Annotated in this window: 20 protein-coding genes; 14 read left to right on the top strand and 6 right to left on the bottom strand. The window is 40.3% G+C overall.

All coding sequences use genetic code 11. The features are described from left to right. Positions 1–34 precede the first annotated feature (34 nt). A complete protein-coding gene (gene yjjG / locus EGC82_RS03300) occupies positions 35–745 on the top strand; it encodes a pyrimidine 5'-nucleotidase (RefSeq protein ID WP_124729487.1) in 711 nt (236 codons plus the stop codon). Positions 746–822: 77 nt separating this feature from the next. Here the strand turns inward: yjjG and EGC82_RS03305 are convergent, their stop codons facing one another. Next, positions 823–3,408: a penicillin-binding protein 1A gene (locus EGC82_RS03305; protein WP_124729488.1), complete on the bottom strand. Its 2,586-nt coding sequence runs from the start codon at positions 3,406–3,408 to the stop codon at positions 823–825. Between the two features lie 186 nt (positions 3,409–3,594). Here EGC82_RS03305 and EGC82_RS03310 point away from each other — a divergent pair, with 186 nt between their 5' ends. The 9 genes from EGC82_RS03310 to EGC82_RS03350 all read left to right on the top strand — a co-directional run bounded on the left by EGC82_RS03310 (position 3,595) and on the right by EGC82_RS03350 (position 12,919). Continuing rightward, positions 3,595–4,674 (top strand): pilus assembly protein PilM, encoded by a 1,080-nt coding sequence (locus tag EGC82_RS03310; protein ID WP_124729489.1) that lies wholly within the window; start codon positions 3,595–3,597, stop codon positions 4,672–4,674. Then, complete coding sequence (locus tag EGC82_RS03315; RefSeq protein WP_124729490.1) at positions 4,662–5,246, top strand: PilN domain-containing protein; 585 nt, start codon at positions 4,662–4,664, stop codon at positions 5,244–5,246. The genes EGC82_RS03310 and EGC82_RS03315 overlap by 13 nt, the downstream gene beginning before the upstream one ends. Then, a complete protein-coding gene (locus EGC82_RS03320) occupies positions 5,243–5,860 on the top strand; it encodes a type IV pilus inner membrane component PilO (protein WP_124729491.1) in 618 nt (205 codons plus the stop codon). The genes EGC82_RS03315 and EGC82_RS03320 overlap by 4 nt, the downstream gene beginning before the upstream one ends. Then, the gene (locus EGC82_RS03325; RefSeq protein WP_124729492.1) at positions 5,860–6,378 is read left to right on the top strand and encodes a pilus assembly protein PilP; all 519 of its coding nucleotides are present in this window, start codon (positions 5,860–5,862) and stop codon (positions 6,376–6,378) included. Before EGC82_RS03320 ends, EGC82_RS03325 begins: the two co-directional genes overlap by 1 nt. Before the next feature lie 21 nt (positions 6,379–6,399). Then, the gene (locus EGC82_RS03330) at positions 6,400–8,448 is read left to right on the top strand and encodes a type IV pilus secretin PilQ (protein ID WP_124729493.1); all 2,049 of its coding nucleotides are present in this window, start codon (positions 6,400–6,402) and stop codon (positions 8,446–8,448) included. A gap of 447 nt (positions 8,449–8,895) precedes the next feature. Then, positions 8,896–9,411 (top strand): shikimate kinase AroK, encoded by a 516-nt coding sequence (gene aroK, locus EGC82_RS03335; RefSeq protein WP_124729494.1) that lies wholly within the window; start codon positions 8,896–8,898, stop codon positions 9,409–9,411. Between the two features lie 8 nt (positions 9,412–9,419). Further along, complete coding sequence (gene aroB, locus EGC82_RS03340) at positions 9,420–10,496, top strand: 3-dehydroquinate synthase (RefSeq protein WP_124729495.1); 1,077 nt, start codon at positions 9,420–9,422, stop codon at positions 10,494–10,496. A gap of 50 nt (positions 10,497–10,546) precedes the next feature. Next, positions 10,547–11,950, top strand: coding sequence for an ATP-binding protein (locus EGC82_RS03345; protein WP_124729496.1), 1,404 nt, complete (start codon positions 10,547–10,549; stop codon positions 11,948–11,950). 132 nt (positions 11,951–12,082) lie between these two features. Beyond that, entirely contained in the window at positions 12,083–12,919 is an 837-nt protein-coding gene (locus EGC82_RS03350) for a Dam family site-specific DNA-(adenine-N6)-methyltransferase (RefSeq protein WP_124729497.1), read from the top strand. 24 nt (positions 12,920–12,943) lie between these two features. On the opposite strand, the gene EGC82_RS03355 is transcribed toward EGC82_RS03350, so the two are convergent. Both EGC82_RS03355 and EGC82_RS03360 read right to left on the bottom strand, forming a co-directional pair. Further along, the gene (locus EGC82_RS03355; protein ID WP_124729498.1) at positions 12,944–13,123 is read right to left on the bottom strand and encodes a DUF2970 domain-containing protein; all 180 of its coding nucleotides are present in this window, start codon (positions 13,121–13,123) and stop codon (positions 12,944–12,946) included. After that, complete coding sequence (locus EGC82_RS03360) at positions 13,123–13,500, bottom strand: hypothetical protein (RefSeq protein ID WP_124729499.1); 378 nt, start codon at positions 13,498–13,500, stop codon at positions 13,123–13,125. Before EGC82_RS03360 ends, EGC82_RS03355 begins: the two co-directional genes overlap by 1 nt. A gap of 268 nt (positions 13,501–13,768) precedes the next feature. Between EGC82_RS03360 and rpe the strand changes: the two genes are divergently transcribed. From rpe to trpS, 3 genes are read left to right on the top strand one after another with little or no spacing between them, the layout of a single operon-like run. Further along, the gene (gene rpe / locus EGC82_RS03365; protein ID WP_124729500.1) at positions 13,769–14,440 is read left to right on the top strand and encodes a ribulose-phosphate 3-epimerase; all 672 of its coding nucleotides are present in this window, start codon (positions 13,769–13,771) and stop codon (positions 14,438–14,440) included. A 29-nt stretch (positions 14,441–14,469) separates the two neighbouring features. After that, positions 14,470–15,156 (top strand): phosphoglycolate phosphatase, encoded by a 687-nt coding sequence (locus EGC82_RS03370; protein WP_124729501.1) that lies wholly within the window; start codon positions 14,470–14,472, stop codon positions 15,154–15,156. Positions 15,157–15,196: 40 nt separating this feature from the next. Beyond that, the gene (gene trpS / locus EGC82_RS03375) at positions 15,197–16,195 is read left to right on the top strand and encodes a tryptophan--tRNA ligase (protein ID WP_124729502.1); all 999 of its coding nucleotides are present in this window, start codon (positions 15,197–15,199) and stop codon (positions 16,193–16,195) included. A gap of 40 nt (positions 16,196–16,235) precedes the next feature. Here trpS and EGC82_RS03380 read toward each other — a convergent pair whose 3' ends face one another. Then, positions 16,236–17,105 (bottom strand): LysR substrate-binding domain-containing protein, encoded by an 870-nt coding sequence (locus tag EGC82_RS03380; protein ID WP_124729503.1) that lies wholly within the window; start codon positions 17,103–17,105, stop codon positions 16,236–16,238. Positions 17,106–17,246: 141 nt separating this feature from the next. Here EGC82_RS03380 and EGC82_RS03385 point away from each other — a divergent pair, with 141 nt between their 5' ends. After that, on the top strand, positions 17,247–18,122 hold the full coding sequence (locus tag EGC82_RS03385) for a DMT family transporter (protein WP_124729504.1): 876 nt from the start codon (positions 17,247–17,249) through the stop codon (positions 18,120–18,122). A 36-nt stretch (positions 18,123–18,158) separates the two neighbouring features. Here the strand turns inward: EGC82_RS03385 and EGC82_RS03390 are convergent, their stop codons facing one another. After that, entirely contained in the window at positions 18,159–18,728 is a 570-nt protein-coding gene (locus EGC82_RS03390) for a BON domain-containing protein (protein WP_124729505.1), read from the bottom strand. Then, positions 18,725–19,318 (bottom strand): phosphoheptose isomerase, encoded by a 594-nt coding sequence (locus EGC82_RS03395; protein ID WP_124729506.1) that lies wholly within the window; start codon positions 19,316–19,318, stop codon positions 18,725–18,727. Before EGC82_RS03395 ends, EGC82_RS03390 begins: the two co-directional genes overlap by 4 nt. Positions 19,319–19,433: the final 115 nt, after the last annotated feature.

The following is a 19,433-nucleotide window of genomic DNA, read 5'->3' on the forward strand; positions in this document are numbered from 1 at the left end:
AGCGAGTAATTTAAACAAAATAAGGATTTAATTGATGTCAAATGTGCTCAATAAATATAAATGGATTTTATTTGATGCCGATGAAACACTATTTCATTTTGATGCTTTTGCTGGATTAAAATTAATGTTTTCGCGCTTTAATGTTGATTTTAATGCAGAAGATTTTTTAACTTATCAGCAGGTTAATAAACCATTATGGGTCGAATACCAAAATGGATTAATTAGCGCAGCGCATTTACAACAAACTCGGTTTACTCATTGGGCGACTAAATTATCTGTCACGCCACAACATTTAAACAGCCAATTTTTAACTGCGATGGCCGATATTTGTCTACCATTACCAGGTGCTCGCGAATTAGTAGACTCATTAACTGGCAAGGTAAACTTAGGTATCATTACTAATGGTTTTACCGAGCTACAAAATATTCGCTTGAGTCGTACTGGCTTTAAAAATGCGTTTAATCCAGTGGTTATCTCTGAACAACTGGGTAAAGCAAAACCTGATGTGGCTATTTTTAATCACGCTTTTAGCTTAATGGGAGAGCCTGAAAAGCATCAAGTACTGATGGTAGGTGATAACTTACATTCTGATATTTTAGGTGGCATCAATGCGGGTATCGACACCTGTTGGCTAAATCATCATGACGAACCAGTAAGCGATAATATATCTCCACGTTATCAGGTACGTAATTTAACCGAACTACATCAATTATTATTGACACCCAATACGCCTTTAGCAGGTTAGATGCTTTTAAGTTGGGATGATATGTTATAAAAAAGCCATTCAAGTGAATGGCTTTTTTTCGTTAAAACCTAGCAAATTTACTGAAATAAATCTTCAGCAACATTGTCGATAAAGATATCACCACTTTGTGGTATATCAGTGACATATTCTTTAGGTTCTGTACCTTCAGCAAAATATTCAAACTCTGTGGTGTGATCTGTCTTACGAGTCAATTTACCCGTAGCTAAATCAATACGTGCAGATACGATTCCTTTAGGTGGAATAACTGGTGCTTCAGGAGTACCTGAGAGTGCTTTATTCATATAGTCATTCCAACCAGGACCTGCTGTTTTCGCACCCGCTTCAGCACCGGAAATCTGCTCTGGATCGCCATTTGCCATCCAACTTGAGCGACCTAGCTGACGGCCGTGATCATCAAACCCAACCCAGAAGGTTGCAGTAAGTGTAGGATTAAAGCCACTGAACCAAGTATCACGAGATTCGTTGGTTGTTCCTGTTTTTCCGGCAATATCATGACGTCTAATTAATTTAGATGCTCGCCATGCCGTACCATTCCAACCCGTGCCTTTGCTCCAGTCACCGCCACCCCAAATCACACTTTTTAATGCTTCAGTAATCAAAAATGCAGTTTGTTCAGAAATAACTCGTTTTGCAAAATGGGCCTTTGGATTAGTACAAATGTTCTCTTCGGCGGTAATTGAATCTATTGTCGTTTCTTGGTCTGATGTATCTGCGGATGACAACACAGCTTGCTGAGAAAATTCTTCAGCCATTGCTGCAAATGGATCATCAATAACAGCGGTTTCTTCAATAGAAGGCGCTGGCTTACTGCACGCTATTGAAGGAATTGTTTGTTCAATCATATTGTCGTATGAGTCTGTCACGTGATCGATAAAGTAAGGTTCTACTAAATAGCCACCATTAGCAAAACTGTTAAATGCCGTGGCAACTTGCAGGGGGGTGACCGACGGTGAACCTAAGGCTAACGATTCATTTCGTGGTAGATCGTTGGGATCAAAACCAAACTGGATGAGTTTTTTAATAGTGTCGTCTAAACCGGTATATCGCATCGCTCTAACAGACATAACGTTAATAGACTGCGCTAAACCGACACGTAAGCGAGTAGGCCCACCGTAAATATCTGGTGAGTTCTTTGGACGCCATGCAGTGCCTTGACGGGTATCGGGTTTGTTGATGGGTGCGTTATTAATAAGCGTAGCTAAGGTGTAATCCTTTTCTAATGCAGCAGCATAAATAAAAGGCTTAATATTGGAACCTAATTGGCGCTTAGCCTGAGTGACTCGGTTGAACTGGCTTTGACTAAAACTAAATCCACCGACGAGAGTTTTAATGGCACCGTCATGGGGTTCAAGCGACACAGTTGCACTCGAAACTAGAGGGATTTGTGATAATTGCCAATGTTTACCGTTATGGCGGATCCACACTTGTTGACCAGCGGTCAATATGTCACTTGCTTGCTTCGGAGGTAAGCTTTGGCGTTTGTCGCTAATAAACTTACGCGCCCATTTTAAGCCTTTCCATTCAAGTGTAATCAACTTGCCTTCATCATCAATAACCTGTGCTTGTTGGTCTTTAACACTTATTACAGCAGCAGGCATGATGCCCTGCATCGAAGACGTGCGTTTTAGAATAGTGACCGTCTCCTCATTATTTAGCGGAGTATCTGTCCATAATTCAGTAACAGGGCCACGGTAGCCATGGCGTTGATCGTAAGCAAAAACGTTATCTCGTAATGATTCCTGAGCCATCAATTGGAGATCGGATGATATCGTGGTGTAGACATTGTAACCATTAGTATAGGCTGCTTCTTCACCGTATTTCTGGATCATATAATCGCGTGCCATTTCCGAAACATACGGAGCATACAAATCGATTTCAGCACCATGATATTTTGCCGTAGAAATGCTATTAATCGCTTCTTGGTATTCTGCTTGAGTAATATTACGTTTCTCGAGCATACGACTTAACACCCAGTTACGACGCGATATGGCTCGTTCTGGATTTCTAATAGGGTTAGCTGCAGATGGAGCTTGCGGTAGGCCTGCAATCATTGCCATCTCAGGCAAGGTAAGTTGGCTAAGCTCTTTACCATAATAAACCTGAGCTGCCGCACCAACGCCATAGGCGCGGTTACCGAGAAATGAACGATTTAAGTAAAGAGCTAAAATTTCTTTCTTAGACAATGCCTTTTCAATCTTTAGTGCGAGGAAGATTTCTTTAACTTTACGAATATATGTTTTTTCATTAGATAGGAAGAATCCACGAGCAACCTGTTGGGTAATAGTACTAGCGCCTTGACTTTTCTTACCTGTGGTCACCAAAATAAGTGCCGCACGGATAATACCAATAGGATCAATACCATTGTGCTCAAAAAAGCGTGCGTCTTCTGTATCGAGCACGGCATTAATCAACTGAGCAGGCACCTCATCGTACTCGACAGGTATACGGCGTTTCTCACCAAACTGAGAAATAAGTTTGCCATCGCGGCTATAAATACGCAGCGGAGTTTGTAATTGTACCGTCTTTAGCGAATTAACATCGGGTAAGTCAGGCAATACATAAAAGTAAGCGGCCGCGATAGCAGCAACGCCAAGTAGTGATAGGCTAAAAAATGCGATTAATAAACGTTTAAACCACTTCACTCGATAATTCCAGAAAAATTACAAATAGTATCGTTAGTATATAAGCGGGAGAGTTTTTGGTGAAGTAAAACATGAAATAACTAAATAGTATTTGTAAAATGTTGAAACATTTTGTACAAATACTTATAACGAGTTGATTATGTGCTAATCTCTTACAAAATAATAATAGAATTATGATGACGGACTATGATTTCTAAATTATGGAAGCGTCAGGCACCTCAAATGGTTGGGATTGATATTGGATCCCACGAAATAAAAGCCATATTGTTGAGCAAGACTGCGGATGGATACAAAATTCAAAATCATGCTGCTGTCCCTGTTAGAAAAGGGGCTGTAGTCGATCATGATATTCGTGATTCTGAAGCTGTACTAGAATCATTAAGACAGATAAGAAGAGGTTTGCCTAAATCTCTCAAATTTGCAGCAGTTGCTGTTTCTGGTTCTGCTGTAATGACTAAAGTTATCTATATGGATGCTGCGCTGAATGAAGAGGAAATGGAAGCTCAAATTGAAATTGAGGCTGATAATCTTATTCCTTATTCATTAGATGAAGTCAGTATTGATTTTGAAAGACTTAGTCCTAATATTACCGATCCAACTAAAGTAAATGTTTTACTGAGCGCATGCCGCACAGAAAACATTGATTCGCGCGTGGACGCGCTCGATGCTATTGAACTGGATGTAAAAGTAGTTGATGTAGAAGCTTATGCTTTAGGGCGCTCAGCAGAATTAATTTATGGCCAGTTACCCGATGGCGCTAAAAGCAAATCAATCGCCATGGTTGATATTGGCGCCAATATGACCACATTCTCAGTGGTTGAAAATGGTGATACCACGTTTATACGTGAGCAAGCATTTGGTGGAGAATTATTTACTCAATCAATTGTGTCATTTTATGGGATGCCCCATGATGAGGCGGAACGGGCTAAAGTTTCAGGCCAGCTACCTCGTAATTATATGTTCGAAGTATTGTCACCGTTTCAGACGCAATTATTACAGCAAATTAAACGAACCTTACAGATATATTGTACTGCCAGCGGACGTGAGAAGGTTGACTATATCGTGTTGTGTGGTGGTACCGCTAAGTTAGAGGGAATGGTTGAACTGCTCTCTAACGAGCTAGGTACTCATACCATTCTTGCTGACCCTTTCCAAGGTTGTTTGCATGCAGATGATGTTATGAAAAGTCAGCTTCAACCTAATATGAGTAAATATATGGTGGCATGCGGTCTTGCGCTAAGGAGTTATGCTCAATGGCGAACATAAACTTATTACCTTGGCGTGAAGAAGCGAGAGAGAAGCAAAAACGCGATTTTATCGGGATTTTAGCGTTAGTTTTTTTGGTGACTTCATTAGTTGTATATTTATTTCTAGGTTTTCTAGACGTGGTCACTGATGATCAACGCCAACGAAATGCATATCTTGAATCTGAAATTAGCTTGCTTGATACCCAAATTGCAGAAATTAGAAAAATTACCGAACGTAAAAAAGATATTGAACGTCGAACCGAAATAATTCTCAACTTACAACAGTCACGTAATTTACCGACTCACGTTTTAGATGAATTAGTCAGAATAGTGCCGCCTGGAATTTATCTCTCAAGTATAGAGAAAAAAGGTAGTGTGTTATTGATAGAAGGACGTAGTGAATCAAATAATAACGTCGCTAATATGATGAGAAAGGTGAAAACATCAACCTATCTTAACGATCCGAGTATGCAATCGATTGTGACCCAAAATGAAGAATTAAGGCAATTACAGCGTTTTAAATTACGCGTCACTATTCGTGATGAGTCTCAAACTACGAATGTTGATGCGAACCAAGGAGCGAGAAAATGAATCTCGACCTAGATCAATTTAACGATATCGATTTTGAAAATATTGGTGGTTGGCCCAAACTGGTAAAAATTGTATTTGCCGGTTTTTTATCCTTATGTGTTATTGGTGCCAGTTATTATTTATTTATTTCAGATTCGATTGATGTGATGGAAGCTGAACAGCAGAAAGAAATTCAATTACGTGAAGATTTTGAAAATAAATATCGTTTAGCCGCTAATCTTAAACTGTATCGTGAACAGTTAGACGTGATGGAAGTACAGTTTGCCGAATTACTTAAAATGCTGCCTTCTGAAAATGAAATGCCAGGTTTATTAGATGATTTGACGTTTGTTGCAACTGACGCTGGTCTGCGAATTAACAGTCTTGATTGGGATGATGAAATCGAACGTGATTTTTATATTGAATTTCCAATAAAGATGTCGGTAGACGGTGATTACCATAAAATCGGTGACATGGTCAGTGGTGTGGCAAAGTTACCTCGAATAGTCAGTCTGCATGACTTTGTTATAAAGCAGAACGATAGCGGTGGATTATCGATGGATATTCTCGCTAAAACGTATCGTTTTAAAGAAGGTGCAGAATTAACGCAACAGGCCAATAAGGGGCAAAAATAATGAAATTTTTGCTCTTATTGTTATCAATGGTGCTTTTATTGAGCGGTTGTATTGGCGAACGTAGTGATTTAGAGCTATTTGTTACTACTACAAAGGCGCAACACGTTGCTCGTATACCACCATTAAAGCAAACGCCTAAGTTTGAACATTTTGAGTATCAAGCTGAATTAATGCGTAGTCCGTTTGTTCCACCGTCGAGGGAATTGACTGAAGAGGTGATTGATACATCTAAAGATTGTTTACAACCAGACTTGAAACGTCGCAAAGGTCGTTTAGAGACCTACGCACTAGACAATTTAAGAATGCGTGGAACATTGAGTGAAGAGAGTACTATTTGGGCTTTAGTCGAATCTAGTGATGCCAATGTTTATCGCATGGGTGTAGGTGAGTATTTAGGGCTTTATCATGGCCGAATTGCTAAAGTAACGCCGCAATTTATCGAAATCATAGAATTAATCCCTGATGGTTCAGGTTGCTGGGCAGAAAGATCCAGCAATTTAGAATTATCAGGAAAATAACGTGCGAAGGACGAGGGAATAATGGAATCTTCTGCCGCGATAAAAAAAGTAATAACAAAGTTATTATTTTTTAGAGCGTTTCTAGGCGCAGTATTATTAATGGGCTTACTACCCAGTGCGATAGCTGCTAATCGTCTTATGGACGTCAAATATCATGCAATGGTTGATCATCAATTAGAATTAGAGTTAATTTTTGAATCATCAATAATGTCACCGTCTGTTGATTTATCGGCAGACCCAGCAGAAATTATGTTGAATTTCTCTGACACTATTTCTAATTTAAATAAAAACAAAATCCCAGTAAACACTGTAGGCGTAAAAGAGTTAACTGCCCAGCAGCAAGGTGGTGACTTACAAATCATCGTTGCAATGAATAAAGTTAAGCCTTATCAAGGGAAAATAGTTGGTAATAGTTATCGATTAACCATTAATGATGATGTGTCAGGTCCAGTAGAAGCCAACAATCCATTTGTTAATAGTATTAGCGGTATTGATTTTCGTCGCAATAAAACCGGTGGTGGGGAAATCTTATTTAATCTTAGTAATCGCTCTGTAGCAGCCAATGTTGAGCAAGTCGGTTCAAAGCTTGAAATAAAACTTTATAACACCGACATTGGTAACGATTTACTTTATGTTATGGATGTACAAGACTTTGCTACACCAGTGAATAGTTTTGAAACATTTAAAGATGATTTGACAGCCCGTATTTTGGTCGATGTTGACGGTAACTATGACTATAACTATCGTCAAGACGGTAATGTATTTAAAGTTAGCGTGGATAAAGTTGAGCGAGTCTCTGTTGCCAAGGAGGCTAAAAAATATAATGGTCGTTCATTATCACTAAACTTCCAAAATATTTCAGTTCGTACTGTGTTGCAAATTATTGCCGATTACAACAACTTCAACCTCGTTACCAGTGATACGGTTGAAGGTGAGATTACCCTACGTTTAGATGATGTACCTTGGGATCAAGCATTAGATCTTATTTTACAAACCAAAGGCCTGGATAAGCGTATTGAAGGTAATATTTTAATGGTGGCACCAAGTGAAGAACTAGCCATTCGTGAAAGTAATGACCTGAAAAATCGACAAGAAGTGAAAGAGTTAGCGCCGCTATATTCTGAATACTTACAAATAAACTATGCCAAAGCCGTTGATATAGCCGAGTTACTTAAAACTGCTGATTCAACGTTATTATCCTCCCGAGGCAGCGTTGCAGTTGATGAGCGTACAAACACGCTATTGGTAAAAGACACTACTGAGATTTTAGAAAACGTACATCGTTTAATTGAGGTGTTAGATATCCCTATTAAGCAAGTGTTGATTGAAGCGCGTATGGTGACAGTTAAAGATGATGTCAGTGAAGATCTTGGTGTTCGCTGGGGTATAACCGATCAGCAGGGCTCTAAAGGCACATCTGGTACTATTGGAGGGGCAACTAGTATTGCTAACGGCATCATTCCAAGCATTGACGATCGCTTGAATGTGAATCTACCCGCAGCTGCCAGCTCTGCAACCAGTATCGCGTTTCATGTGGCCAGATTGGCAGATGGCACCGTTCTCGATTTGGAGTTAAGTGCATTAGAGCAAGAGAATAAGGGTGAAATTATCGCGAGCCCTCGTATTACGACATCTAACCAGAAGTCGGCGTACATTGAGCAAGGTGTTGAAATCCCTTACGTGGAGTCAGCATCAAGCGGTGCTACAACAGTAACCTTTAAGAAAGCCGTGTTATCGTTACGTGTTACTCCGCAAATTACTCCGGATGACCGGGTGATCCTTGACCTTGAAATTACACAAGACTCTCAAGGAACCACTGTTGCAACTGCAACTGGTGAAGCAGTTGCTATTGATACTCAGCGTATTGGTACTCAAGTGCTGGTTGATAATGGCGAGACTATTGTTCTTGGTGGTATTTACCAACAGAACTTAATTAGCCGTGTAAGCAAAGTACCGGTGTTGGGTGATATTCCGTTAGTGGGCTTCTTATTTAGAAACTCAACGGATACCAATGAGCGTCAAGAGCTGTTAATTTTTGTTACGCCTAAAATTGTTGCTGATAAACGTTAATTTTATTGCATCATAGCAACCATAAAAAGCCAGCTATTCAATCGCTGGCTTTTTTTATGAATGCGGTTTATGAGTAAATAGTAACCAATCGCATTAAATGCATTATCAATAAACGTGACTCTATTTTATAAAACTGCTGTTTTAGGTGATAATAATGATAACTTTATGGCAGTTTATCGCTAATGACATTAATTAGATTTAATAGAGTTGCTCTGGTCATAGTCTGTTTGTTAACAAACACTTAATCGCAAAAATTATATTTATTTTGGCTTTTTTAACATCAATGACATAATAAAATCATTATAAATAGCTGTGATGACTTGCAAGCGGTAGCCCTTAACTGAGATAATCCTCCGTCAAGTCTCATTAGAGCAAGGTTAAATTATAGGTCGGCTTGAGTTTAAGTCGGTAAGGCATTCTTTCATATAAGATTCAGACGTATACGAAATGGCTGAAAAACGCAATATTTTTCTGGTAGGCCCTATGGGCGCAGGTAAAAGCACAATTGGTCGCCATCTGGCGCAAATGCTGCATTTAGATTTCCACGATTCAGATCACGAGATTGAACAACGTACTGGTGCAGATATTGCCTGGGTGTTTGATGTCGAAGGTGAGGAGGGCTTCCGTAGACGTGAAGAACAAGTCATTGGTGATCTTTCAGAAAGGCAAGGTATCGTTCTCGCGACAGGTGGTGGTTCTGTTCAGAGTAAAGATATCCGCAATTATCTTTCTGCTCGAGGTATAGTGGTTTACTTAGAAACAACAATCGACAAACAAGTTGCGCGTACTCAGCGCGATAAACGTCGTCCGTTGTTACAAGTAGATGATCCACGTGAAGTGCTTGAAAGTTTAGCGGAGATCCGTAATCCTTTATATGAGGAAATTGCGGATGTTATCGTTAAGACTGATGAGCAAAGCGCGAAGATCGTCGCAAACCAAATTATCGAGCAACTTGGCTTTTAGGTAATAACATGCAGCAGATTCAGGTTCAATTAGGTGATAGAAGTTACCCCATTTATATTGGCCAGAATTTGATGAATGATAGCGAGTTATTTGCTCGCTACCTAACAAACAAAAAAGCCTTAATTGTTTCAAATGACACCATTGCTCCGTTGTATCTTCAACAGATACAACAAGCGATGAGCGCTTGCGCGCGCATTGAAACCGTTATTTTGCCGGATGGCGAAAAATTTAAAGACTTACAACATCTAGATTATATTTTTACAGGATTACTTGAGCATAATTTTGCTCGAGATTCAGTATTAGTAGCGCTAGGTGGTGGTGTTGTTGGTGATATGACTGGTTTCGCGGCAGCGTGTTATCAGCGTGGAATTGATTTTATTCAAGTACCAACGACATTACTGTCCCAAGTTGATTCTTCTGTTGGTGGTAAAACGGCAGTCAATCATCCACTTGGGAAAAATATGATTGGTGCATTCTATCAACCTAAGTCAGTGATTATCGATACGCTTTGCTTACAGACATTACCCGCAAACGAGTTTGCAGCAGGTATGGCTGAGGTGATTAAGTACGGTATTATTTGGGATGTAGAATTTTTCCAATGGCTTGAGGCTAATGTTGATGCATTAAAGTCGCTTCAGATAGATGCGTTAAACTATGCCATTGCAAAATGTTGCCAGATTAAAGCTGATGTTGTCGCACAAGATGAAACTGAACAAGGTGTAAGAGCGTTATTAAACCTTGGGCATACTTTTGGGCATGCTATCGAAGCTGAAATGGGCTACGGTGTTTGGTTACATGGTGAAGCTGTTGCTGCTGGTACCGTTCTTGCGGCTCAAACAGCATATAAGCTAAATCTATTAGATGAGCAAAGTGTCGAGCGTATTTGCCGATTGATGCAAGCGTTTGATTTACCTATAACGGCTCCAGAGTCGATGGGGTTTGAACATTTTATTAAGCATATGCGCCGCGATAAAAAAGTGTTAGGTGGTAAAATTCGCTTAGTATTACCTACAAAAATAGGCAAAGCTGATGTCTTTAGTGATGTGAGTGAAGACTTATTGAAACAGGTTATAAACTGCGAATAAATTATGCTACGTGTAACGATGCTACATATAAATGATAGTGTGGTGAATCATTGACGACTCCAGGGCTATTGTTACTCCCCACTCAAGAATCGCTGATTCAGCGTTTACAGCATATTGCTAGTTATAGCGAGCAGTTGTTGGTTATTTGTGGTGATAACGGTTCAGGTAAGTCTACACTGACAGCCGCTTTAGCAAGTGAGTTAGACGACTATAATTCAGCGTTAATTATTTGTCCTCAACATGCCGATAGTGCTGAAATTCGTCGAAAAATTCTAGTCCAACTAATTTCTGCACCCATTTTTGATGATGAACGTCCTTTAATGGACACCGTTCTTAGAATTCAATCCAGTTTAAAAAAGCCATTGCACATCATTATTGATGATGCTGATTTATTGCCTAAAGATATTTGGGCAGAATGCATCTTACTGAGTCAAATTCATTGTGCTGGTAAACCTGTGGCTGTCACTGTAACCGTTACTCCTCGATTTTGGCATACTTTAGTGGCTGACTTAACTGATGACACTCGAGCTAGATTACTCCCTGTTACGATTGAACCCTTATCGGTACCCGAGCGCGATGGTCTTTATCAGAGCTTATTACTTCGGAGTCAGCAAACACCGTTTATTCCGCGTGAGATTATCCATAAGCAATTAGAGAAACAACAGGGTACACCGGCTGAAGTGGTTAAACTATTAGCGTTGGCATTAGAAGCGCCACAAACTGAAAGGACATCTTGGTCACTGTCGGTTAAAGTGTTAATTGTTTCTGTCGCCATATTGGCAAGTGTGGCACTGTGGTGGGGGATTAGTAGCCAATTGCCGCCGCCTATTTCAACCATATCTTCCCCAACATTAACCGCCGAGCAGTCCACTGTACGTGCTAAAGCAAAACAATATATTATCGATTATGCAAATAATACGTTGGCGACTTACTTTGCTCGAAGGCAGTTGGTATTAACTAAATCGAGTGCTAATAAACAAGCAAACTTACTCATTGAGCAGCAAATAGCTATCGACAGTTCACTTGTTGAACTTGAGGCTACTGAAGTTATCGAGAACATGTCTGCCGATAATCATATTGATGTGGTGGTTAACTCATCATTAAAAGGATTATCTTTTCAAGGTAACTTACCTAAAGCACAAGTTAAAATGGTCAATAAGCCGAATGATATTGTTGAGCGTGATAATACCCCTAACCAAAAGGTGAAAGGGTTTACGCTGCAACTCGCTAGTGTGAATGACAAAGACTCACTTACGCCTATTTTAGTTAAACTAGTACAAGAGCCACAAGTTTATATTATGAGCTATAAGCAACGCTACGTTATATTGCTGGGTGATTTTGAAACGGCTTCTACAGCTAGCTCAAAAGCTAAAAGTCTCCAGAAAGAATATGGATTAGCGGCCCCTTGGGTTAGAAAATGGGCAGACTTAAGTGATTATAAGCGACAAGATTAACTCCTTCATATTCTATTGCTCCCGAGTCAATAATATGAAAAACCAATATAATTAATCGATTTTAGCCGATGATAATTATCGCTAAACAGAGTACAATCATCAGCTTTAATTTTGCTGGCATAATTCCTATTCATGATAAAAAAGCATAGAGCCTTTCTAAAGTGGGCAGGCGGTAAATATAAGCTCGTTGATGAGCTAGCAAAACACCTTCCAACTGGAAATAGATTAATTGAGCCTTTTGTAGGGGCGGGGTCTGTATTTCTTAATACTCAGTTTGATGATTATTTGTTGTGTGATATTAACCAAGATTTAATCAATCTGTACCAAATTGTTCAGCAACAGCCTGATGTATACATTCAAGCGGCAAAAGCAATGTTTGTTGATGAGATGAATGACAAAGATGCTTACTACCGTATTCGTGCTGAATTTAATCTCTGTAGTGATCCCTTTATTCGTTCGGTATATTTTCTGTACATGAATCGACACGGCTTTAATGGGTTATGTCGATATAATCGCAAAGGTGGTTTTAATGTCCCGTTTGGTTCGTACAAAAAACCGTACTTTCCAGAAGCTGAAATTCGTTATTTCTCATTAAAAGCAAAACAAGCGACCTTTAAATGTATTAGTTACGAGCAAGCCTTTGATATGGCTAACAGCGGTGATGTTATCTATTGTGATCCACCTTATGCGCCATTATCAACAACAGCCAGTTTTACTACTTATGCAGGTCCTGGGTTTAGCTTAGATGATCAAGCTTTGCTAGCCCGTCACTCACGGTTGATTGCCCACGAGCGAAATATTCCGGTATTGATCAGTAATCATGATATTCCGTTAACGCGAGAGCTATATCGTGGTGCGTCTTGTTCAACGATTTCGGTGCAACGCAATATTAGCCCTAAAGGAGGTTCACGTAATAAAGTGGACGAAATTATGGCCTTATATGATCATCATTATCGAGAAGAAGAGTAGTCATACTGCCGCATAAGCAAGTGGTTAACGTAATACCTGGCTGACGATCAGTATTAATGAAATAACCAAAGCAATCGCTAAGATAATGCCCATTATGATAAAAGGTAGTGGAGATTGAGTTTGAAAATCTTTTTGACGGTTTTGCTCTGTCTGCACGCCAAAGAAGGCAGCGACAGTACTGGTAAACACTCGCCAAATAGACATTATCGGCTTATCTGACTTGGACTGCCTGAGGTCGGCATATCATTTAAAGGCTTATCTTTGTGGCCGTGGATCAGCTCAAGTAAATCAATAAAGTGAAATTGGCTCGAGCGGCTATTTCCAGTAACCCAATTACCCCAACTAACGTCATTTGACTGCTCTGCGCAACGATTGGTCGGGTGGCTACTTGGCAAGCTAGCATTATAGTTTGTGCTGCTACTACATACGCAGGCTTTGCTATTGGCTGAATGTCTTTCTGTGGTCATCAATATTTGGCTTAACAATAGCGCCAATGCTGACGTTGCAAACACAGCCAAAATAGGGGCTGATAGTAGTTTGTCATTATGACCTGAAAGCTTGCGTAGTAAGTGCTTAACCATAAAGTGTGCCCTATCCGTGGTGTAAACTCGATTGATGCTACAACAAGTATTAGATATTTTGTTAGCTCATAAAGATAACAATTTTTTATTATAGCAAAATAGCTTAGTTATTGAACACTGGTTTTTGTATAAAAAATAACAAATCCGACTTATGCTCTAGTTTCTGATTAAATTCCGCTTAGAAAGGGGTTATTTCCCTTGTGAGACTAGAGGCTTGCGCTAGCAAAGGGTAAAATGTCGTCACTTTGATCTGCCAATAGAGAAGATTATGCGCCCATTTTTAATTGCACCCTCAATTTTGTCCGCCGATTTTGCCCGTTTAGGCGACGATGTTAAAGCCGTATTAGACGCAGGTTCAGATGTTGTTCATTTTGACGTTATGGATAATCACTATGTGCCTAATTTAACCATTGGCCCAATGGTCTGTACGGCATTGCGTAATTACGGGATTACTGCCGATATTGATGTACATTTAATGGTAAAACCCGTTGATCGTATCATTCCTGATTTTGCCAAAGCAGGCGCCTCAATAATCACTTTCCACCCTGAAGCCTCTGAACATGTTGACCGTACTTTGCAGCTCATTAAAGAATGTGGTTGTAAGGCCGGCTTGGTATTGAATCCAGGCACACCATTACACTATTTAGATCATGTTATGGATAAACTTGATGTCATTTTATTGATGTCGGTTAACCCGGGCTTTGGTGGGCAGTCATTTATTCCGCATACACTAGACAAGCTTCGCCAAGTTCGTGCTCTTATTGATGCCAGTGGTTTTGATATTCGCTTACAAGTAGATGGTGGCGTAAAGGTTGATAATATTGCAGAAATAGCCGCCGCGGGTGCAGATATGTTTGTCGCTGGCTCAGCTATCTTTAATCAACCAGATTATAAAGTTGTTATTGATCAAATGCGTACTGAGCTTGCAACAGTATCATAAATTTTTATCACGACTGATTGGGACTTTACATGATGAAATGGTCGAAAATTCGGGCTATTGCTTTTGATTTAGATGGAACGTTAATTGATAGCGTACCTGACTTAGCAGCGGCCACTAATGCTACATTAGTACAACGCCAATATCCTCCAGTGACCGAAGCATTAGTCCTCAGTTGGGTGGGTAATGGTGCTCAAGTGCTAATGCAACGAGCATTAAGTTATGTGTCTGCCATGGCAGAAGATGACCCAGAGCTACAGTTATTACTTGAGCAAACAATGCCTCAGTTTATGCATCATTATGGTGAGCATTTACAAAAGCATAGCCGTCTGTATCCTGGAGTATTAGTCACGTTACAACAATTAAAACAAGCAGGCTTTAAACTGGCTATTGTCACCAATAAACCTTACCGTTTTACTGTGCCATTATTAAGCGCTTTTGGTCTCGATGGTTTATTTTGCGAAGTACTTGGTGGCGATTCTCTAGCAAAAATGAAGCCCGATCCAATGCCGTTACAGCATTTACTTGAGCAGTGGCAATTGGATGAGTCGCAATTACTGATGATTGGCGATTCAAAGAATGATATTTTAGCGGCTAAAGCTGCCAATATTATGTCTATTGGCTTGACCTATGGTTACAACTACGGCGAAGATATTGCCCTAAGTCATCCCCATGCGGTATGCGAAAACTTTGCTGATATAGAGCAATACTTACTTTAATAATTTGAATTTAAATAGATAATCTGGAGCAATAAAACACATGACCAAACCCATAGTACTCAGCGGTGCGCAGCCATCAGGCGAATTAACCATAGGTAATTATATGGGTGCACTTCGTCAATGGGTTGCCATGCAAGATAGCCATGATTGCCTATATTGTGTTGTTGATTTACATGCCATTACGGTTCGCCAAGATCCTAAGTTACTGCGTGAAGCGTGTTTGGATACTTTAGCTTTGTATCTTGCCTGCGGTGTTGACCCTAAAAAAAGTACCGTGTTTATTCAGTCGCAAGTTCCGCAGCACACCCAGCTAGGTTGGGTACTAAACTGCTACACCCAAATGGGTGAACTCAACCGCATGACCCAGTTTAAAGATAAGTCGTTAAAGCATGCTAATAACATTAACGTTGGTCTATACGGTTATCCTGTACTCATGGCAGCAGATATTTTGCTTTATCAAGCCAATGAGATCCCTGTTGGGCAAGACCAAAAGCAACACTTAGAATTGACCCGTGATATTGCGACCCGTTTTAATAATGCTTATGGCGACACATTTACTATCCCAGAACCGTTTATTCCTGAGCATGGTGCTAAGGTGATGTCACTGCAAGACCCGCTTAAGAAGATGTCCAAGTCAGATGACAATCGTAATAATGTGATTGGTTTACTTGAAGATCCTAAAGCGATTTTAAAGAAAGTGAAAAAAGCCATGACCGATAGCGAAGAGCCACCAGTTGTGCGTTTTGATATGGAACAAAAACCTGGGGTATCTAATCTGCTGAGTTTAATGTCAGGTTGTACTGGCCAGTCAATCGCTTCTTTAGAAGCTGAGTTTGAAGGCAAAATGTACGGTCATTTAAAAGTGGCTACCGGTGAAGCGGTTGTTGGCATGTTAGAACCATTACAAGCTCGTTTTAAAGAGTATCGTGCCGATAATGCCTATCTAAACCAAGTCATGGCAGAAGGGGCTGAGAAAGCTCAAGCTCGTGCAGAAGTCACCATTAAAAAAGTGTATGAAAAAATTGGTTTGATTGTATAAATCGTCACTCAGTTTACTTTTAAGCCAGCAACTTGCTGGCTTATTTTTTGGTTAACCATTGCACAAATGCGGCGATAGCAGGTTCCTTTAACCGTCGTTCTTTACAGCTAAAATTGAATTCAAAGCCCGTTAACATCGCAGGTAAATCCAGCGCTACCAGTGCTCCCTTACTAATATCTCGTTCTACCATAAAATCAGATGCCAGCGCGATGCCTTGGCCGGCAATAGCCGCTTCAATGGCTAGTAATACATGACTAAATACGTGTTGCTGTTGGGTAGCAGGCATACTGATGTTATTGACGTTTAACCAGCGCTCCCAGTCAAAGCCCATAGGCCCTTCATCAACGGTAAGTAAAGCATACTGACGCAATATACTGTGTGCTGAATCATCGGCTATTAACAACGCAGGGCTAATTACTGGGATTAATCGTTCTTGGTGTAACATCCGATGTACATATCCTGGTTGGCCGCTTTGTCCAGTGATAAACATGTCTGCAGTACTATCACTCATCAGTGGGTCGTCGGTTATCATGTCCAAGCGAATTTTAATTTGTGGATGCAGCCGATGGAAGTCGCTTAAGCGAGGAATAAGCCACTTAATAGCAAATGAGCTATATACCGCTAAACGTAGTTGGTCATTACTGTCGCCAGTAATTTGCATACTCAAATCATTTAGCTCATTAAATATTCGTTCCAGCTCATGATAAAGCACGTTACCTTTACTGGTTAAGCATAGCTGTCTACCTTCACGGCTGAATAATCGTTCACCAAAATACGCTTCAAGTAGCCTCACTTGATGTGATACCGCACTTTGGGTAATGCACAGCTCCGTTGCTGCGCGAGAGAAATGAGCATGTCTTGCAGCCGCTTCAAATATTTGTAATGCCCTTAGTGGTGGTAGTTTGCGCATTTACACCTTAAATATGAGTTTATTTACTTGAAATACTTTATGTATGAATTTAACTCATGAATAGATTAAATACATCATTATTCGTTATTAATTGATAGCTATATGATGCAGCCCATTATTGGTTCTAGGGTTGTAAGTACAATGAAATCTACAATAGCGATTGGCATGATGTTATTGGTGGTCGGAAACCTTTTTAGTGCGATGTATGATGTTTCTATCAAATGGCTGCCAGAGGGCAGCAGCGCGGCAACGTTTTTATTAGTTAGGCAGTTCACATCAATATTAATGCTGTTGCCACTATGGTTTGCCGCTAAAAAACCAATCAGTCGCCATATAAAGGTGCACTTAGTGCGAGCTAATACTGGCGCTATTGGAGCTGTATGCTTAATTATGGGCTTAATTGCGCTACCTATCGCCACTGTAAGCTCGTTGTTTTATTCGGCGCCGTTAATGATTGTGCTAATGGGCTTTTTATTTTTAAAAGAAACCGTAACGGCCGCCCATTGGTCAGCAGCTACTTTGGGATTTATTGGCATTATTATTTTACTACGCCCAAGTGAGATTAACTGGTTTGGAATAGCGGTACTCATCTCTGCATTTATGTTTGCGATTAATCAGTTAGCGCTACGTAAATTACCCAGTACAGAAAGTCCTATCGTCACGCTAATGCTTTATAATTTGCTCAGTATGCCATTAGTTTTGGTGATGGTGTTGGCTCAGGGCATAGAGGCGATTAGTTGGTCTTTAGTGGCTATTGCGGTGTCGAGTAATGTATTTTTATTGGCGTATCAGTGGTTTTGCGCGTTAGCTTATCGCCAAGCACAAGCCAGCCAAATAGTGGTGGCGGAATATACTGGACTATTATTTTGTGTCTTTTTTGGTTGGTTGTTTTTTGATGAATGGCTTGATGGTTTAAGTTTGGTTGGGGCTGGGTTTATTGTGTTGCCGTCGCTGATTATCCCGTGGATACAAGCAAAAAGATCCCAAAAAAAATTCATCGAGCAAAATGCAGGATGAATTTTTAAATCACTTTAAGTAATCATGTTCTGAGGATTAAGATTCAGTGTATTCAAACACCTTAATCACTTTACGAACACCTGCAGTATTTCGCGCGATATCAACTGCCAAATCAGCTTGCTTGCGGTCAATAAGCCCAAGTAAAAAGACTTCGCCGTTTTCAGTAATCACTTTCACTCGAGTAATATCGAGTGATTTTTCATTTAACATGCGGCCTTTCACTTTGGTGGTAACCCAAGTGTCGTTGCTGCGAGTGGTAAATGATGTTGGCGTACCAATACGAATTTGGTTATGTATTTTACCGCCAATTTGTAAATCTTGTACCACTTTAATGGCTTTATCGCGTAGCATTGAATTAGGCGCCTGGCCTATCATCAACACATTATTGTTCATCACAATTGCTGCGATATTAGTTTGATTATTCAGGTCATCATGTTTTGATAATGCGCTAGCAATAACAAAATCAGTATTAGTATCACTGATTTGAGTACCCATGCTACGCTCGTCATTTACCATCTTGGCTCCGCTAACGGCGCCAACCATGACGGCACCAGCACACCCCTGCAACAATGCCAGAGCTGAGATGATGAGTACCCGTTTTATCATGCTTGTTCATCCTGCGGGAACAAGGTGCGATCGATGTTATCGCATAAACAATGAATAACCAGTAAATGAACTTCCTGGATGCGAGCGGTGACATTTGACGGTACACGGATTTCTACATCACCTGCGCTCATCAAGCCAGCCATTGCACCGCCATCCTTACCGGTTAGGGCCACAATCGTCATGTCGCGGCTTAAGGCTGCTTCCATGGCTTTAATAATATTGCCAGAATTACCACTGGTTGAAATGGCCAATAAAATATCGCCTGGTTGACCCAGTGCAAAAATTTGCTTCGAGAATATTTCATCGTAGCTATAGTCGTTGGCGATAGCGGTAATCGTTGACGTATCACAGCTTAATGCAATAGCAGGTAGCGGTGGACGTTCAATTTCATAACGGTTTAATAATTCAGCTGAGAAGTGTTGAGCATCACCAGCGCTGCCGCCATTACCACATGACAGAATTTTATTACCGCCTAGTAGACATTGCACCATCATCTCTGCAGCTTTTTCAATCGACTCAGGTAATGCTTCAGCAGCATCAATTTTAGTCTGAATCGATTCGGTGAAACTATCTTTAATACGTTCTAACATGCAACAATCCTTACGCTAAATTATGTCTACGTATGTCTCTGATTGGCCTTTTTAACGTTGCTCATCAGTCAGACTTGGTAATTTGACCCTATGATGCCATAAATCAAGGTTATGG

Origin of the sequence: Shewanella livingstonensis (genome assembly GCF_003855395.1) — a bacterium.
Taxonomy (GTDB): domain Bacteria; phylum Pseudomonadota; class Gammaproteobacteria; order Enterobacterales; family Shewanellaceae; genus Shewanella; species Shewanella livingstonensis.

Excerpts from the sequence above, each read along its gene's own strand:
- EGC82_RS03355 (WP_124729498.1), bottom strand. The coding sequence starts at position 13,123 with ATGTCTATTTGGCGAGTGTTTACCAGTACTGTCGCTGCCTTCTTTGGC.
- EGC82_RS03320 (WP_124729491.1), top strand. The coding sequence starts at position 5,243 with ATGAATCTCGACCTAGATCAATTTAACGATATCGATTTTGAAAATATT.
- EGC82_RS03325 (WP_124729492.1), top strand. The coding sequence starts at position 5,860 with ATGAAATTTTTGCTCTTATTGTTATCAATGGTGCTTTTATTGAGCGGT.
- EGC82_RS03330 (WP_124729493.1), top strand. The coding sequence starts at position 6,400 with ATGGAATCTTCTGCCGCGATAAAAAAAGTAATAACAAAGTTATTATTT.
- EGC82_RS03350 (WP_124729497.1), top strand. The coding sequence starts at position 12,083 with ATGATAAAAAAGCATAGAGCCTTTCTAAAGTGGGCAGGCGGTAAATAT.
- EGC82_RS03395 (WP_124729506.1), bottom strand. The coding sequence starts at position 19,318 with ATGTTAGAACGTATTAAAGATAGTTTCACCGAATCGATTCAGACTAAA.
- EGC82_RS03310 (WP_124729489.1), top strand. The coding sequence starts at position 3,595 with ATGATTTCTAAATTATGGAAGCGTCAGGCACCTCAAATGGTTGGGATT.
- EGC82_RS03390 (WP_124729505.1), bottom strand. The coding sequence starts at position 18,728 with ATGATAAAACGGGTACTCATCATCTCAGCTCTGGCATTGTTGCAGGGG.
- yjjG (WP_124729487.1), top strand. The coding sequence starts at position 35 with ATGTCAAATGTGCTCAATAAATATAAATGGATTTTATTTGATGCCGAT.
- trpS (WP_124729502.1), top strand. The coding sequence starts at position 15,197 with ATGACCAAACCCATAGTACTCAGCGGTGCGCAGCCATCAGGCGAATTA.
- EGC82_RS03360 (WP_124729499.1), bottom strand. The coding sequence starts at position 13,500 with ATGGTTAAGCACTTACTACGCAAGCTTTCAGGTCATAATGACAAACTA.
- EGC82_RS03370 (WP_124729501.1), top strand. The coding sequence starts at position 14,470 with ATGATGAAATGGTCGAAAATTCGGGCTATTGCTTTTGATTTAGATGGA.
- EGC82_RS03315 (WP_124729490.1), top strand. The coding sequence starts at position 4,662 with ATGGCGAACATAAACTTATTACCTTGGCGTGAAGAAGCGAGAGAGAAG.
- aroK (WP_124729494.1), top strand. The coding sequence starts at position 8,896 with ATGGCTGAAAAACGCAATATTTTTCTGGTAGGCCCTATGGGCGCAGGT.
- aroB (WP_124729495.1), top strand. The coding sequence starts at position 9,420 with ATGCAGCAGATTCAGGTTCAATTAGGTGATAGAAGTTACCCCATTTAT.
- EGC82_RS03385 (WP_124729504.1), top strand. The coding sequence starts at position 17,247 with ATGAAATCTACAATAGCGATTGGCATGATGTTATTGGTGGTCGGAAAC.
- EGC82_RS03380 (WP_124729503.1), bottom strand. The coding sequence starts at position 17,105 with ATGCGCAAACTACCACCACTAAGGGCATTACAAATATTTGAAGCGGCT.
- rpe (WP_124729500.1), top strand. The coding sequence starts at position 13,769 with ATGCGCCCATTTTTAATTGCACCCTCAATTTTGTCCGCCGATTTTGCC.